Source organism: Streptomyces sp. NBC_00158, from assembly GCF_045160885.1.
GTDB lineage: Bacteria > Actinomycetota > Actinomycetes > Streptomycetales > Streptomycetaceae > Streptomyces.
On the sequence record NZ_CP108161.1, the window covers coordinates 5,896,068 to 5,912,051 of the forward strand.

General features: G+C 70.0%; 16 protein-coding genes. 14 read left to right on the top strand and 2 right to left on the bottom strand.

Annotation, left to right across the window (positions count from 1 at the left end):
• Positions 1 to 897 (top strand): tRNA (adenine-N1)-methyltransferase, encoded by an 897-nt coding sequence (locus OG553_RS27100; protein ID WP_007263187.1) that lies wholly within the window; start codon positions 1 to 3, stop codon positions 895 to 897.
• 194 nt (positions 898 to 1,091) lie between these two features.
• The gene (locus OG553_RS27105) at positions 1,092 to 1,667 is read left to right on the top strand and encodes a hypothetical protein (protein WP_405981475.1); all 576 of its coding nucleotides are present in this window, start codon (positions 1,092 to 1,094) and stop codon (positions 1,665 to 1,667) included.
• Between the two features lie 4 nt (positions 1,668 to 1,671).
• On the opposite strand, the gene OG553_RS27110 is transcribed toward OG553_RS27105, so the two are convergent.
• Positions 1,672 to 1,992 carry a ferredoxin gene (locus tag OG553_RS27110; protein ID WP_405981476.1) on the bottom strand — a complete coding sequence of 107 codons (321 nt, stop codon included), beginning with the start codon at positions 1,990 to 1,992 and terminating at the stop codon, positions 1,672 to 1,674.
• A gap of 264 nt (positions 1,993 to 2,256) precedes the next feature.
• On the opposite strand from OG553_RS27110, the gene arc reads away from it, so the two are divergent.
• The 6 genes from arc (at position 2,257) to prcA (ending at position 8,453) form a co-directional block, all read left to right on the top strand.
• Positions 2,257 to 4,023: a proteasome ATPase gene (gene arc, locus OG553_RS27115; RefSeq protein ID WP_405981477.1), complete on the top strand. Its 1,767-nt coding sequence runs from the start codon at positions 2,257 to 2,259 to the stop codon at positions 4,021 to 4,023.
• A 274-nt stretch (positions 4,024 to 4,297) separates the two neighbouring features.
• Positions 4,298 to 5,809 (top strand): depupylase/deamidase Dop, encoded by a 1,512-nt coding sequence (dop, locus tag OG553_RS27120; RefSeq protein WP_405981478.1) that lies wholly within the window; start codon positions 4,298 to 4,300, stop codon positions 5,807 to 5,809.
• Positions 5,810 to 5,993: 184 nt separating this feature from the next.
• Positions 5,994 to 6,206: a ubiquitin-like protein Pup gene (locus tag OG553_RS27125; protein WP_042803062.1), complete on the top strand. Its 213-nt coding sequence runs from the start codon at positions 5,994 to 5,996 to the stop codon at positions 6,204 to 6,206.
• 72 nt (positions 6,207 to 6,278) lie between these two features.
• The gene (locus OG553_RS27130) at positions 6,279 to 6,854 is read left to right on the top strand and encodes an endonuclease VII domain-containing protein (protein WP_405983152.1); all 576 of its coding nucleotides are present in this window, start codon (positions 6,279 to 6,281) and stop codon (positions 6,852 to 6,854) included.
• On the top strand, positions 6,806 to 7,645 hold the full coding sequence (gene prcB / locus OG553_RS27135; protein ID WP_405981479.1) for a proteasome subunit beta: 840 nt from the start codon (positions 6,806 to 6,808) through the stop codon (positions 7,643 to 7,645). The genes OG553_RS27130 and prcB overlap by 49 nt, the downstream gene beginning before the upstream one ends.
• Positions 7,646 to 7,688: 43 nt before the next feature.
• Positions 7,689 to 8,453: a proteasome subunit alpha gene (gene prcA, locus OG553_RS27140; protein WP_362472096.1), complete on the top strand. Its 765-nt coding sequence runs from the start codon at positions 7,689 to 7,691 to the stop codon at positions 8,451 to 8,453.
• A gap of 58 nt (positions 8,454 to 8,511) precedes the next feature.
• On the opposite strand, the gene OG553_RS27145 is transcribed toward prcA, so the two are convergent.
• Complete coding sequence (locus tag OG553_RS27145; protein WP_405981480.1) at positions 8,512 to 9,510, bottom strand: LacI family DNA-binding transcriptional regulator; 999 nt, start codon at positions 9,508 to 9,510, stop codon at positions 8,512 to 8,514.
• A 136-nt stretch (positions 9,511 to 9,646) separates the two neighbouring features.
• On the opposite strand from OG553_RS27145, the gene OG553_RS27150 reads away from it, so the two are divergent.
• From OG553_RS27150 to OG553_RS27175, 6 genes are all read left to right on the top strand, one after another.
• Positions 9,647 to 10,897 (top strand): MFS transporter, encoded by a 1,251-nt coding sequence (locus OG553_RS27150; protein ID WP_405981481.1) that lies wholly within the window; start codon positions 9,647 to 9,649, stop codon positions 10,895 to 10,897.
• A gap of 58 nt (positions 10,898 to 10,955) precedes the next feature.
• The gene (gene pafA / locus OG553_RS27155) at positions 10,956 to 12,317 is read left to right on the top strand and encodes a Pup--protein ligase (protein WP_405981482.1); all 1,362 of its coding nucleotides are present in this window, start codon (positions 10,956 to 10,958) and stop codon (positions 12,315 to 12,317) included.
• 129 nt (positions 12,318 to 12,446) lie between these two features.
• Positions 12,447 to 13,451 (top strand): FKBP-type peptidyl-prolyl cis-trans isomerase, encoded by a 1,005-nt coding sequence (locus tag OG553_RS27160; protein ID WP_405981483.1) that lies wholly within the window; start codon positions 12,447 to 12,449, stop codon positions 13,449 to 13,451.
• A gap of 31 nt (positions 13,452 to 13,482) precedes the next feature.
• Entirely contained in the window at positions 13,483 to 13,872 is a 390-nt protein-coding gene (locus OG553_RS27165) for an FKBP-type peptidyl-prolyl cis-trans isomerase (RefSeq protein WP_405981484.1), read from the top strand.
• A 126-nt stretch (positions 13,873 to 13,998) separates the two neighbouring features.
• Positions 13,999 to 14,955: a helix-turn-helix transcriptional regulator gene (locus tag OG553_RS27170; RefSeq protein ID WP_405981485.1), complete on the top strand. Its 957-nt coding sequence runs from the start codon at positions 13,999 to 14,001 to the stop codon at positions 14,953 to 14,955.
• A gap of 47 nt (positions 14,956 to 15,002) precedes the next feature.
• Complete coding sequence (locus tag OG553_RS27175) at positions 15,003 to 15,971, top strand: YafY family protein (protein WP_007263173.1); 969 nt, start codon at positions 15,003 to 15,005, stop codon at positions 15,969 to 15,971.
• The last annotated feature ends 13 nt before the right edge of the window (positions 15,972 to 15,984 follow it).

The following is a 15,984-nucleotide window of genomic DNA, read 5'->3' on the forward strand; positions in this document are numbered from 1 at the left end:
ATGTCCGAACCGACCGGTGCCGCCCGCCGACGCGGGCCCTTCGAAGTCGGGGACCAGGTTCAGCTCACCGACCCCAAGGGCCGCCACTACACGTTCACGCTCGAAGCCGGGAAGAATTTCCACACCCACAAGGGTTCCTTCCCCCACGACGAGCTGATCGGTGCTCCCGAGGGCAGTGTTGTCCGTACCACGGGGAACGTCGCGTACCTCGCGCTGCGCCCCCTGCTCCCCGACTATGTCCTGTCCATGCCCCGCGGTGCCGCCGTGGTCTACCCCAAGGACGCGGGCCAGATCCTGGCCTTCGCCGACATCTTCCCCGGCGCCCGCGTCGTGGAGGCGGGAGTGGGCTCCGGCTCCCTCAGCAGCTTCCTGCTGCGCGCCATCGGCGACCAGGGCATGCTCCACAGCTACGAGCGCCGCGCGGACTTCGCCGAGATCGCCACGGCCAACGTCGAGCGCTACTTCGGCGGCCCGCACCCCGCGTGGCAGCTGACCGTGGGCGACCTCCAGGACAACCTGTCCGACACCGACGTCGACCGCGTCATCCTCGACATGCTCGCCCCCTGGGAGTGCCTGGAGGCCGTCTCCAAGGCCCTCGTCCCCGGCGGCATCCTCTGCTGCTACGTGGCCACCACCACCCAGCTCTCGCGCACCGTCGAGTCCATCCGCGAGTTCGGCTGCTACGCCGAGCCGCAGCCGTGGGAATCGATGATCCGCAACTGGCACGTCGAGGGCCTCGCCGTCCGCCCCGACCACCGGATGATCGGCCACACCGGCTTCCTGGTCACCGCCCGCCGCCTCGCCGACGGCGTCGAGCCCCCGATGCGCCGCCGCCGCCCCTCCAAGGGCGCCTACGGCGAGGACTACGAGGGCCCCGGCAGCGACCGCTCCGCGTAACCGCTCCACCGAGCGGGCACCCCAACACGAAAGCGCTGTGGCGCAGTTCCCCGGACCGACCGGGAACTGCGCCACAGCGCCTTTTCGTTGTCGGGAAGCAGCGTCGTGCGGGTCCGGACCCGACCGTTCCACTCCTGTGTGACGTGTGGCACGATGCTGGCTCCCCGTCAGCCTTCGCACAGGAGACACCCGGCGTGCTGCACAGCCCCACCGACCTGGCGCACCGTCGCACCAGGCCCGTCCACTGGCTCGCCACGGCCACCGCCCTCGCCGCCGTCATAGCCGGCGCCGGACTGCTCCAGCCCGGCCGCGCCACCGGAGCCACCGCCGCGCACGGCCCGGAGGCCGCTCCGGCCCCGACCGCCCCCGACGCGCACGCGGCCGCGTACCCGCTGGACTGCAAGGGAGCCCCGCAGCTCGTCACCGAGACCGCCCAGGGCGACCTCGACGGCGACGGCCGCCCCGAGACCGTGGCGGCCGTCCGCTGCGACGCCGGCTCCGGCACCCCGCCCCACGCGCTCTACGTACTGGCCCAGGGCCCGCAGGAGGGCTCCGCCCCCCGGGTCGTCGCCACCCTCCTCGACGCCGGGCGCCGCCGGACCGTGACGGACCTCACCGTGCGCGACGGCGAGGTCACGGCGCGGCTGCTGGGCTATTCGTCACCCTCCGTGCCGCGCTACGAGCCCGATGTGAAGCAGCTCGCCAAGTGGCGCTGGGCCGTTGGGAAATTCCGCCAGGAGCTGACGGACTCGGCCGCCGGACGCGTTTGAACCGTCACTCCGCGTCCGGGCCGTACACCTCGACCCTGTCCGAAACGCGGCGCACGTGGATGCAGTCGCCCGGACATTCCTTGGCCGAATCGACCACGTCCTGCAGGAGCACCAGGGGAACCGGAGTGGTCGCCCCCGCCTCCTGCAGCAGCTCGTCCTCGGGGCTCTTCACGTACGCCAGACCATCGATGTCCAGCTCGAACACCTCCGGGGCGTACTGCACGCAGATGCCGTCCCCGGTGCACAGGTCCTGGTCGATCCAGACCTCCAGCGGCTCCCCGGCCCCGTCGGTACCACCCGTCGGGGCCTCCTGCTGCACGGTCATATCTCCTGCCGTTTCCTGCTCTGAGTGATCCGCCCCGGACGGGACTCGCGGCAAGTCGCGCGAGCCCTGACGGGTGTTGAACAGTTCGACCTTACAACCGGCTGCTTTCCGATGTTGAAGGGTGGGTATTTCCTTGGCGTGAGGGAGTACGCAAGGGTGAAGATCGGACACACCTCTACCGTCTTTGTGATCTAGGGGTTTCAATCACCACCAGCCCAGGTAGGGTCAGGAAGCGTCCAGCTCCCCTTGGAGGAGGTGAGGACCGTGGCAGCCCACGACGACGACATCAACCGCGGCATCCGGCCCGGGCGAGGGTCTGAGGACCCCGCTGGCCAGGTTGCCTTTCTCGAGCAGGAAATCGCCGTCCTGCGACGCAAGCTCGCCGACTCTCCGCGACACACGAGGATTCTCGAAGAGCGGATCGTCGAGCTCCAGACGAATCTGGCAGGCGTCTCCGCGCAGAACGAACGACTGGCGAACACCCTCCGTGAGGCCCGCGACCAGATCGTGGCCCTCAAGGAAGAGGTCGACCGGCTCGCACAGCCGCCGGCCGGCTTCGGTGTCTTCCTCCAGGCGAACGAGGACGGCACCGTCGACATCTTCACCGGCGGCCGCAAGCTCCGCGTGAACGTGAGCCCCAGCGTCGACCCGGAAGACCTCCGGCGCGGCCAGGAGGTCATGCTCAACGAAGCGCTCAACGTGGTCGAGGCCATGGAGTTCGAGCGGGCCGGGGACATCGTCACCCTCAAGGAGATCCTCGAGGACGGCGAGCGCGCCCTGGTGGTCGGGCACACCGACGAGGAGAGGGTGGTGAGGCTCGCCGAGCCGCTCCTGGACATCACCATCCGCCCCGGCGACGCCCTCCTGCTCGAGCCCCGCTCCGGCTACGTCTACGAGGTCGTCCCCAAGAGCGAGGTCGAGGACCTGGTCCTCGAAGAGGTCCCGGACATCGACTACGAGAAGATCGGCGGCCTGGGCGACCAGATCGAGCTGATCCGCGACGCCGTCGAGCTCCCCTACCTCTACCCCGACCTGTTCAAGGAGCACGAACTGCGGCCCCCGAAGGGCATCCTGCTCTACGGCCCGCCCGGCTGCGGCAAGACGCTCATCGCCAAGGCCGTCGCCAACTCCCTTGCCAAGAAGGTCGCGGAAGTGACCGGGCAGGCGGCCGGCAAGTCGTACTTCCTGAACATCAAGGGCCCCGAGCTCCTCAACAAGTACGTCGGCGAGACCGAGCGGCACATCCGCCTCGTCTTCCAGCGTGCGAGGGAGAAGGCGAGCGAGGGCACCCCCGTCATCGTCTTCTTCGACGAGATGGAATCCCTCTTCCGCACCCGCGGATCCGGAGTCAGCTCGGACGTGGAGAACACCATCGTCCCCCAGCTGCTCGCCGAGATCGACGGCGTGGAAGGCCTGGAGAACGTCATCGTCATCGGCGCCTCCAACCGCGAGGACATGATCGACCCGGCCATCCTGCGGCCCGGCCGGCTCGACGTGAAGATCAAGATCGAGCGCCCGGACGCCGAGGCGGCGAAGGACATCTTCGCCAAGTACCTCAAGGCCTCGCTCCCGCTCCACACGGACGACCTCAGCGAGCACTCGGGCTCGCCCCAGGTGGCCGTCCACAGCATGATCCAGACCGTCGTCGAGCAGATGTACGCCGAAACCGAGGAGAACCGCTTCCTCGAGGTCACGTACGCCAACGGCGACAAGGAAGTCCTCTACTTCAAGGACTTCAACTCCGGCGCCATGATCCAGAACATCGTGGACCGGGCCAAGAAGATGGCCATCAAGGCCTTCCTCGAACACAACCAGAAGGGCCTGAGGGTCTCCCACCTCCTCCAGGCCTGCGTGGACGAGTTCAAGGAGAACGAGGACCTGCCGAACACCACCAACCCGGACGACTGGGCCCGCATCTCCGGAAAGAAGGGCGAGCGGATCGTATTCATCCGCACGCTCGTCACCGGAAAGCAGGGCGCGGACACCGGACGCTCCATCGACACGGTGGCGAACACAGGTCAGTACCTCTGACAGAGCGAGGCGGCCGCGGGTGCCTCACACGGCACCCGCGGCCGACTGCTTTACCGCCCCGTATTACCGCCAGCCTTCAGCCCGCCTTTTTCAGCCGGGGACAAGGCGAAGTCAATGACTGAAATGATCTCCCCACCAGCGCGGAGTGGTTCTAGGCTCTTCCGTACCGCCGGTCGCGCAGTGCGGGGACGGGCACCGCACACGACGCACCGGAGCACCAGCGGTACTTGAGCGCCGTTCCCGAACGGGAGCGCCGCCGGGCAAGGAGGGCCGCATGACCGTACGGCGAGTAATGGGGATCGAAACGGAGTACGGGATCTCCGTTCCGGGGCACCCGAACGCCAATGCCATGCTCACCTCGTCCCAGATCGTCAACGCCTACGCGGCGGCGATGCACCGGGCGCGACGCGCCCGCTGGGATTTCGAGGAGGAGAATCCGCTGCGGGACGCCCGAGGCTTCGACCTCGCCCGCGAGGCCGCCGACAGCAGCCAGCTGACCGACGAGGACATCGGCCTCGCCAACGTCATCCTCACCAACGGCGCGCGCCTCTACGTCGACCACGCCCACCCCGAGTACAGCTCGCCCGAGGTCACCAACCCCCTCGACGCCGTGCTCTGGGACAAGGCCGGCGAGCGGATCATGGCCGAGGCCGCCGAACGGGCCGCCCAGCTGCCCGGCGCCCAGCCCATCCACCTCTACAAGAACAACACCGACAACAAGGGCGCCTCCTACGGCACGCACGAGAACTACCTGATGAAGCGGGAGACCCCCTTCTCGGACATCGTGCGCCACCTGACCCCCTTCTTCGTCTCCCGCCAGGTCGTCACCGGGGCCGGCCGCATCGGCATCGGCCAGGACGGCCGCGAGCACGGCTTCCAGATCAGCCAGCGGGCGGACTACTTCGAGGTCGAGGTCGGGCTGGAGACCACCCTCAAGCGGCCCATCATCAACACCCGCGACGAACCCCACTCGGACGCCGAGAAGTACCGCCGCCTCCACGTGATCATCGGCGACGCGAACCTCTCCGAGATCTCCACGTACCTCAAGCTCGGCACGACCGCGCTCGTCCTGTCCATGATCGAGGACGGCTTCATCAGCGTCGACCTCGCCGTGGACCAGCCCGTCCGCACCCTCCACCAGGTCTCCCACGACCCGGACCTCCAGCACCTCATCACGCTGCGCAGCGGGCGCACCCTGACCGCCGTACAGCTCCAGATGGAGTACTTCGAGCTGGCCAGGAAGTACGTGGACGAGCGTTTCGGGACGGACGCGGACGAGCAGACCAAGGACGTCCTGACCCGCTGGGAGGACGTACTGGGCCGGCTGGAGACCGACCCGATGAGCCTGGCGGGGGAGCTCGACTGGATCGCCAAGCGGGAGATCCTGGAGGGCTACCGGCGCCGGGACGGACTGGGCTGGGACGCGGCGCGCCTGCACCTGGTGGACCTCCAGTACTCGGACGTACGGCCCGAGAAGGGCCTGTACAACCGCCTGGTCGCCCGCGGCAAGATGAAGCGGCTGCTGGAGGAGACGGTCGTCGAGCGGGCCGAGAGCAAGCCGCCGGAGGACACCCGGGCGTACTTCCGCGGCCGCTGCCTGGAGCAGTACGCGGACGACGTCGCGGCGGCCTCCTGGGACTCGGTGATCTTCGACCTCCCGGGCCGCGACTCCCTCCAGCGGGTCCCGACCCTGGAACCCCTCCGGGGGACCCGGAACCACGTCAAGGAGCTCCTGGACCGCTGCCGCACGGCGGAGGACCTGGTGCGGGTGCTTTCGGGGCAGTGAGTGGCGCCTTCGGGGCCTGAAAGGGCCCCGGCCAGGGAATCATGAAGGCACCCGGACGTTGTGAAAGTACGGGGACGAATGCCGGGCCCTCCTTGTAGGGTCCGACGTAGGGTCTGATCTTGAGAGGTCCCGAATCCCGGGGTCTCTCCGTGTGAGCGTGCGAACCGAGCGGGGTGAGGTAGACATGGCGACCAAGGACACCGGCGGCGGACAGCAGAAGGCCACTCGCTCGACCGAAGAGGTCGAGGAGCAGGCGGCGGAAGCGCAGTCCGACCTCAAGGAACGGCAGGAGAAGCTCTCCGACGACGTCGACTCGGTCCTCGACGAGATCGACGACGTCTTGGAGGAGAACGCCGAGGATTTCGTGAGGTCGTTCGTGCAAAAGGGTGGCCAGTAGGGGTTAGTTTGGCCATTTGACCTTCGAACTGAAGGTGTGGGGGGTGTGGTGGCCGAAACGGCCCCCGAGGGCATGAAGCGCTGCTCGCGCTGCAAGCGAGTTCAACCGCGCGAGGGCTTTGCGAGCAATCGTTCGATGCGGGACGGCCTTCAGGCGTACTGCCGCGAGTGCCAAGCCGAGCACTACAAGGCGCGTCAAGAGGCGAAGGGGCGGACGGTCCGGGCCAAGATACCCGTGCCGTCCGGCCACAAGAGGTGTCCCCAGTGTGGGGAGATCAAGCCCCACTCCGAATGGGAGCGCAACAAGAGCAGCTCGGACGGCTGGGCCAGTTACTGCCGGGAGTGCCGGGCACAACGAAACCGGGCTTCTTACTTCAAGCGTCACTACGGCATCACCGAAGCCGAGCGTGATGGCATGATCGCGGCGCAAGGCGGGGTGTGCCTCCTTTGTCGGGAGGCTCCCGCCGAGCACGTTGATCACGATCATCAGACGGGTAAGGTCCGAGGCGTGCTGTGCTTCAGCTGCAACGCAGCCTTGGGGCAGTTCAAGGATCGGCCGGACGTCATACGGCGTGCAGCCGCTTACGTGGAAGGAAACCTGTGGAACCCAACACTCGTAGCACAGGGCGTCTACCGGCAGCCTTCCTGACGCCGGGGTCGTCGTCCTTCATGGACTTCCTGGGCGCGCACGCGCCCGAGATGCTGCCGGGGAACCGGAAGCTGCCCGAGGGGATCGTCGAGGCGCCGCACGGGACGACCATCGTCGCCGTGACCTTCCCCGGCGGGGTCGTGCTCGCCGGTGACCGGCGGGCGACCATGGGGAACATGATCGCGCAGCGGGACATCGAGAAGGTGTTCCCGGCCGACGAGTACTCCGCGGTCGGCATCGCCGGTACGGCCGGCCTGGCCGTGGAGATGGTCAAGCTGTTCCAGCTGGAGCTGGAGCACTTCGAGAAGGTGGAAGGGGCGACCCTTTCGCTGGAGGGCAAGGCGAACCGGCTCTCGACCATGATCCGGAGCAATCTGGGGATGGCCATGCAGGGTCTCGCCGTCGTCCCGCTCTTCGCGGGGTACGACGAGGCCAAGGAGAAGGGCCGGATCTTCTCCTACGACGTGACCGGCGGCCGCTCCGAGGAGCACGGCTACGCCGCCACCGGCTCCGGTTCGATCTTCGCCCGGGGTTCGATGAAGAAGCTCTACCGCCCCGACCTGTCGGAGGAGCAGGCCACCACGCTGGTCGTGCAGGCGCTGTACGACGCCGCCGACGACGACTCGGCGACCGGCGGGCCGGACCTGTACCGCCACATCTACCCCATCGTCACCGTCATCACCGACGAGGGCTTCCGCAGGCTGGACGAGGACGAGTCGCAGGAGCTCGCCCGCAAGGTGACGGACCGTCGGCTCCAGGAGCCCGACGGACCGCGTGCCGCCCTGCTCTGACCAGTCCTCGTCTCGTCGCCCAGAAGAAAGGGACGGATAACCGGTGTCGACTCCGTTCTATGTGTCACCCCAGCAGGCCATGGCCGACCGGGCGGAATACGCCCGGAAGGGCATCGCCCGCGGCCGCAGCCTCGTCGTGCTGCAGTACGCCGACGGCATCGTGTTCGTCGGCGAGAACCCGTCCCGCGCGCTGCACAAGTTCAGCGAGATCTACGACCGGATCGGCTTCGCGGCCGCCGGCAAGTACAACGAGTACGAGAACCTGCGGATCGGCGGCGTGCGCTACGCCGACCTGCGCGGGTACACCTACGACCGTGACGACGTGACGGCGCGCGGTCTGGCGAACGTGTACGCGCAGACCCTCGGCACCATCTTCTCCTCGGCCGGTGAGAAGCCGTACGAGGTGGAGCTGGTCGTCGCCGAGGTCGGCGCGACGGCGGCCGGGGACCAGATCTACCGGCTGCCGCACGACGGCTCGATCGTGGACGAGCACGGCTCGGTCGCGGTCGGCGGCAACGCCGAGCAGATCAGCACCTACCTCGACCAGCGCCACCAGGACGGGATGACCCTGCCCGACGCGCTGAAGCTGGCGGTGCAGGCGCTGTCGAGCCAGGCGAACGGTGCGGACAAGACCATTCCGGCGGAGCGGCTGGAGGTCGCGGTGCTGGACCGGACGCGGTCGCAGCAGCGCAAGTTCAAGCGGATCCGCGGCCGGCAGCTGGCGCGGCTGCTGGAGGCGGACGTTCCGGCGGCGGCGCAGGCGGATGCCGTCTCGAACGACGAGGTGTCGGAGGACGACGCCGAGTAGGCCGTGGGTACGTGGGCCCCGGTCCGCCCCGATGGGGCGGGCCGGGGCTTTCGCGTGCCTAGACGGCCGGCGCGGGGCCGGTGGAGTCGCGGACGGTGAGGTGCACCGGGATCTCGGGGGCGGTCCAGGGGGTGCCGTCGAGGACGGCGAGGAGGGCGGTCATGCCCTGTTCGCCGACGCGTTCGGCGGGCAGGGCGACGGTGGTGAGTTCGGGTTCGACGGCGGTGGCGAGGGCGAGGTCGTCGACGCCGGTGACGGAGAGGTCCTCGGGGACGCGCAGGCCGAGGCGGCGGGCGGCCTTGCAGACGCCGGCGGCGAGGATGTCGTCGTCGCAGACGACGGCGGTGGGCCGGTCGCGGGGGTGGGCCAGGGCGGTTCCGGCGACGGTGCGGGCGGCGTCGACGGTGAGTGCGGCCCGGGCGGTGCGCAGGGCGGCGTGGGGGCGCAGGAGGGCGGCGAGGGCTTCGGCGCGGATGTCGAAGGTCCAGGAGTCGACGTCGGCGGCGAGGTGGAGGAAGCGGCGGTGGCCGAGGCCGAGGAGGTGTTCGGTGACCTGGCGCATGCCGTCGGTGATGGCGAGGTTGACGTGGGCGGCGGCGCGGCCGGCGGTGGGGTCGCTGTCGAGCATGACGAGGGGGAGGCCGTCGCCGCCGAGGGCGTCGAGGGCGTCGGTGGCCATGGAGGATGCGATGACTCCGTCGAGGGCGGCGCGGGCGGAGGCGAAGGGGTCGCGGGCGGGGCCGGTGCCTTCGGGGGAGGGGTAGAGGACGACGCCGAAGCCGTGTTCGGCGGCGACGCGGGCGGCGCCGGTGTAGACGCGGGCGAAGAACTCGTTGGTGAGGGCGGGGACGACGAGGAGGGCGGTGCGGGTGCTGCCGAGGCGGAGGTTGCGGGCGGCGAGGTTGGGGCGGTAGCCGAGGGCGGTGGCGGCTTCGCGGACGAGGCCGGCGGTGCGTTCGGAGACGCGGCCGCGCCATTTGTCGCCGAGGACGAGGGAGACGGTGGCCTGGGAGACCCCGGCGGCGGTGGCGACGTCGCGGCTGGTGGGTCTCGTCACAGGTTGCTCCTGAAATGCGAGGTGGGGCGGGTGCGGGCGGTCCTCCGGGTGGACCCCGGGTCTGCCGCCATGGTACGTATGACGTGTCTCGTTATACGTATTACCCCGGTGACGATCCGGGCAGAAGGGGGCGGTCATGGCCGCGGGTTACGCGGAGCTGCTCAGGACCAGGTACGCCGCGAGGCTGCTGGCGGGCACGCTGATAGGCCGGCTGCCGAACGCGACGGCGGCGATCGCGATCGTCCTCTTCGTCCGGGACCAGGGCGGCAGCTACAGCCTGGCGGGCGCGCTGGCGGCCGTGTACGGCCTCGCCAACGCCGTCGGCCAGCCGCTGCTGGGCCGGGCGGTGGACCTGTACGGGCAGCCGCGCGTGCAGCTGCCCGCGGCGCTGGTGTCGGCGGCGGGCATGGTCTGGCTGGCGGTGGCCGGTACGGACTCGGTGGTCGCGGCGTACGCGGCGATGGTGCTCTCCGGCCTCTTCACCCCGCCGCTGGAGGGCGGTCTGCGGGCCCTGTGGCCGGGGGTGCTCGGCGGCCGTGAGGAGCGGGTGCACGCGGCGTACGCGATGGACGCGGTCGCCCAGGAGATCATGTACACGGTCGGACCGCTGCTGGTGACCCTGTGCGTGTCCCTGTGGTCCCCGGCCGTGGCGCTGCTGGTGCTGAACGGCATCGGGCTGCTCGGCGTGCTGATGGTGGTGCTCTCGGAGCCCTCGCGGACCTGGCGTTCGGCGCCGCGCGAGGCGCACTGGCTGGGCGCGCTGCGCTCGCGCGGGCTGCTGGCGCTGCTGGGCGCGTTCTTCTTCGTCGGCATGGCGCTCGGTTCGATCGCGGTGGCGGCGGTGGCGTACGCCGACGAGAACGGCGGCCAGGCGGTGTACGGCTGGCTGATGGCGGCGCTGGGCCTGGGCGCGCTGGTCGGCGGCGTGTTCTACGGTGCGCGGCAGTGGGCCGGGGCGCCGGAGCGGCGGCTGCGGCTGCTGGTGGCGCTGCTGGCCGTCTGTTACCTGCCGCTGCTGCTGGACGTGGGTCCGGTGGCGATGACGGCGCTGGCGGCGCTGGCGGGCGTGTTCCTGGCGCCTTCGCTGGCGTGCGCGTTCATCGTGGTGGACCGGCACGCGCCGGCGGGCACGGTGACGGAGGCCTTCTCCTGGCTGGTGACCTTCTTCGGGGTCGGCGCGGCGATCGGTACGGCGGCGGCGGGTCCGGCGCTGGAACGGGGCGGTGTGGCGGCCGGTTTCGCGGTGGCCTGCGGTGGTGGCGCGGCGGCGCTGCTGGTGCTGATGCTCACTCAGCGGGCGATGGCCGGCACGGGCCGCAGCCGGGCCGTGGCGGGGTCGTCGGAGGCCGTGGCGGAGCCCGCCCGGGAGCCGTTGATCAAAAACTGACCTGAACGCCGTTCTCGAACTCGGTTTCAGAAGAGTGCAGAAGGCGTAATGTTCAGTCATGGACCGCCGCATTTTCGGGCTGGAGAACGAGTACGGCGTCACGTGCACGTTCAGGGGACAGCGCCGACTGTCTCCTGACGAAGTGGCGCGCTACCTCTTCCGCCGTGTCGTGTCATGGGGCCGCAGCAGCAATGTGTTCCTGCGGAACGGCGCCCGCCTCTACCTCGACGTGGGTTCGCATCCGGAATATGCAACACCGGAATGCGACAACCTGACCGAACTGGTCACTCACGACAAGGCGGGCGAGCGCATTCTCGAAGGCCTGCTCGTCGACGCCGAACGCCGCCTGCACGAGGAAGGAATCGCGGGCGACGTCTACCTCTTCAAGAACAACACCGACTCGGCGGGCAATTCGTACGGCTGCCACGAGAACTATCTCGTGGCCCGGCACGGAGAATTCTCCCGCCTCGCGGACATCCTGATTCCGTTCCTCGTCACGCGTCAGCTGATCTGTGGCGCGGGCAAGGTGCTGCAGACGCCCAGGGGCGCGGTCTACTGCGTCAGCCAGCGGGCCGAGCACATCTGGGAGGGCGTCAGCTCCGCCACGACCCGCTCCCGGCCGATCATCAACACCCGCGACGAGCCGCACGCCGACGCCGAGCGCTACCGCAGGCTGCACGTCATCGTCGGCGACTCGAACATGTCCGAGACGACGATGCTGCTCAAGGTGGGCGCCACCGACCTCGTCCTGCGCATGATCGAGGCGGGGACGGTGATGCGGGACCTGACCCTGGAGAACCCGATCCGGGCGATCCGCGAGGTCAGCCACGACCTGACGGGCCAGCGCAAGGTGCGCCTGGCCAGCGGCCGGGAGGCCTCGGCGCTGGAGATCCAGCGGGAGTACTTCGACAAGGCCCTCGACTTCGCCGACCGGCGGGGCATCAACACCGGCGTCGTGGCGCAGGTCCTGGAGCTGTGGGGCCGCACCCTGGAGGCCGTCGAGACGCAGGACCTGGACCGGATCGGCACCGAGATCGACTGGGTGATGAAGTACCAGCTGATCGAGCGCTACCGGGCCAAGCACAACATGACGATGTCCAACCCGCGGGTCGCCCAGATAGACCTCGCGTACCACGACATCCACCGTCGCCGGGGCCTGTACTACCTGCTGGAGCGCAAGGGGCAGGCGGCGCGGGTGTGCAACGACCTGAAGATCTTCGAGGGCAAGTCGGTGCCCCCGCAGACCACCCGGGCCAGGCTGCGCGGCGACTTCATCCGCCGGGCGCAGGAGCAGCGGCGGGACTTCACGGTCGACTGGGTGCACCTGAAGCTCAATGACCAGGCGCAGCGCACGGTGCTGTGCAAGGACCCGTTCCGGTCGGTCGACGACCGGGTGGAGAAGCTCATCGCCGGCATGTGACGCGGTGCGGCCGGGGACCCCGTACGCGGTGGCGTGCGGGGTTCTCGCACGCCACGGCCTTGTCGCGCAGGGGTCAGCCCGTAGAGTGGGCCGCTACGACGGACCATTCCAGCGACCCTGAGGACCATTGTGCGACGCCGACTTGCTGCCGCGCTCATCGTGCCGGCTCTGATGCTCACCGCGGCCTGCGGAGGGGGCGACGACTCGAAGAAGGAGTCCTCGGCGTCCCCGTCGGCCAGTGCCGGCAAGACCGAGGTGCCGAAGCCGGTGGCGTCGGCGGACCCGATGCCGACGGTCGCCGGTGAGGCCGGCAAGAAGGCGGAGATCACCGTTCCCAAGGGCGAGCCGAGCGGCAAGTTCGTGGTGAACACCGTCAAGGAGGGCACCGGGCCGGAGATCAAGAAGGACGATCTCGTGGTCACGAAGTACACGGGCAAGGTCTGGAAGAGCGGCAAGGAGCTGAGCGGCTCCTACGACCCCGAGGGCCAGCCGCTGGTGGTCCCGGCCGGTTCGCCGCAGATCCTGCCGCTGTTCAGCGACGCCGTGGTGGGCAAGAAGGTCGGCAGCCGCGTCCTGGTCGTCGCCCCGCCGGCGGCGGCCTTCGGTGAGCAGGGCCAGCCGCAGCTGGGCGTCGGTCCGAAGGACAACCTGGTGTTCGTCCTCGACCTGGACTCCGTGCTGCCGAAGAAGGCCGAGGGCACCCAGGCGCCGATCCCGTCAGACCTCCCGCAGGTGAAGGCCGACGAGGACAAGGCCGCGACGATCGCGGTCCCGAAGAACGACCCGCCGAAGGAGCTCGTCGACAAGGTCCTGATCGAGGGCAAGGGTCCGGAGGTCAAGAACGGCCAGACCGTGTACATGCAGTACAGCGGTGCGGCGTGGGCCCCGAACCAGGGCAAGGACTCGGCGAAGCTCTTCGACACCTCGTGGAAGACCGGCCAGCCGTTCTCGACGAAGATCGGCCAGGGTCAGGTCATCGAGGGCTGGGACAAGGGCCTGGTGGGCAAGAAGGTCGGCAGCCGCGTGCTGCTGGTGATCCCGCCGGAGATGGCGTACAAGGACCAGGCCAAGGGTGAGGACCTGCCGGCCAACTCCACGCTCGTCTTCGTCGTGGACATCGTCGGAGCAGTGTAAGACTGTTCCGGTTGTACATCGTTTCGTACGTATGAGGAGCAGTTCCGTGCGCGAGCTCGAGAAGCCCGAGATCGACTTCCCCGAGGGTCCGGTCCCGACCGACCTGGTCATCGAGGAGATCTGGGAGGGTGACGGCCCGGTCGCCGAGGCCGGCAACAAGGTCTCCGTCCACTACGTGGGCGTGGCCTTCTCCTCCGGTGAGGAGTTCGACGCCTCCTGGAACCGCGGCGCCCCGCTGCAGTTCATCCTGGGCATCGGCCAGGTCATCCCGGGCTGGGACCAGGGCATCCAGGGCATGAAGGTCGGCGGCCGTCGCAAGCTGACGATCCCGGCCCACCTCGCCTACGGCGACCGTGGCGCCGGCGGCGCCATCAAGCCGGGCGAGACGCTGATCTTCGTCTGCGACCTGATGGGCGTCTGATCTCACCCGCTGTGATCATCGAGGGCCCCCGCCGTGAGGCGGGGGCCCTCGCTTTTGCCGGGGACCGCGGGGGCGGTACGGTCAACGGTCACGAGTGTGTGTCCAGGAGTGGGGGGAAGGGCGTCGATGGCGATCGCCAAGGCCGAGCGGCTGATGAACCTGGCGCTGTGCCTGTTGGGGACGCGCCGTCCCCTCAGCAAGCGTGAGCTGCGCGGTTCCATCGAGGCCTACCTCGAAGCAGGGAACGACGAGTCCTTCAACCGGATGTTCGAGCGCGACAAGGACGACCTGCGCGAGCTCGGACTGGTGATCGAGACCGTGGAGAACCTGGAGGGCGAGACCGGCTACCTGGCCCGCCGGGACAGCAACCGGCTGCCGCCCGTCTCCCTGGACGCCGAGGAGGCCGCCGCCCTGGGGCTGGCGGCCAAGGTGTGGCAGCAGGCCCGCCTGGCCGGGGCCGCCAGCGGCGCGCTGCAGAAGCTCCGGGCCGGCGGCATGCCGGAGGCCTCGGACCCGTACGAGGGCCAGCACAGCGCCATCGAGCCGCGGATCCCCGTCCACGAGGCGGCCTTCGAGCCCCTGATGCTGGCCTGCCGCGACCGGCGGCCGGTGGTCTTCGAGTACCGCAAGTCCAACGCGGCGCGGCCCGAGCCCCGGCAGGTGGAGCCCTGGGCCCTGGAGTGCTGGCGGGGCCACTGGTACCTGGCCGGATACGACCGCGACCGCGGGGCGGAGCGGGTCTTCCGGCTCTCCCGGATCACCGGGAAGGTCCGCTCCCGGGCCGGGAAGTACACCGCCGAGGTCCCGGACGTGGTGACCGTACGGGAGACCGTGGCGGCCTGGGCCGGGGAGGGCGCCGAGCGGTCGGCGCTGATCCGGCTGCGCTCCGGGGCGGGCTACCCGCTGCGGGCCAAGGCCACCGCCGTGCGCGAGGGCGGCGACGGCTGGGACGAGCTGGAGATCCCCTACGGGCACGGGCTGGACGCCTGGCTCGTGGAGTTCGGCCCGGACGTCGTCGTGGTGGGGCCGGCCGACCTGCGGGCCGACGTGGTGGACCGGCTGCGCGCCGTCGCCCAGGGCTGAACCCGAACTACAACAGCAGCAACGCCCTGAGGGGGAGACGTAGCAGCATGGCCGCCAACGCCATCGACCAGACCCGCCGGATGCTGTCCCTGGTGACCTACCTGCGCGAGCGCCCGGGCGCGCACGTCGCGGACGTCGCCCGCGCCTTCGGGATCACCGAGGACGAACTGATCTCGGACCTCGACGTGCTGCCCATGTGCGGCACCAGCTTCCGCGGCGGGGACCTGCTCGACATCGACACCGACGGCGACCGCATCTGGTGGCACAACGCCGACGCCTCGGGCGAGTCCACCGCCGAGCCGCTGCGGCTCGCCGCCGACGAGGCCACCTCCCTGCTGGTCGCCGCCCGCGCGGTCGCGACCCTGCCGGGGCTTCGCGAGAGCGACCGGGACGCGCTGCTGCGGGCCACCGCCAAGCTGGAGGCCGCCGCCGGCGAGGCCGCCGGGGCCAGCTCCCGGCTGTCGGTGACCTTCGAGTCCGAGGGCGGGGTCTTCGCCGACGTCGACCGGGCCATCTCCGAGCGGCGCCGGCTCTGGCTGCGCTATTACTCGCCCGCCCGCGACGAGCTCACCGAGCGCACCGTCGACCCGATCCGGCTCTTCGCCGTCGGGCACACCTACCTGGAGGGGTGGTGCCACCTCTCCGAGGCCCGGCGCACCTTCCGGCTCGACCGGGTCGCCGAGATCCGGCTCCTCGACGAGCGGGCCGAGCCGCCCGCCATCGAGCCCCGGGACCTGTCCGTCGGCCTGGTGCAGCCGGCCGCCGAGGATCCGGAGGTGGTGGTCGAGGTGGGCCCCGGCGGCCGCTGGGTCGCCGAGTACTACCCGCACGACAGCGCCGAGGAGCTGGCCGACGGGGGCCTGAGGATCACGCTGCGCAGCCCCGACCCGGCCTCGCTGCGCCGGCTGGCGCTGCGCCTGGGCCGCGACGGGCGGATCGTGTCGCCGCCGGAGCTGGCGGACAGCGCCCGGAAGGCCGCTGGAGAAGCACTCGCGGGGTACGGGGAACAGGTCTAGAGGGAGCGGGGAG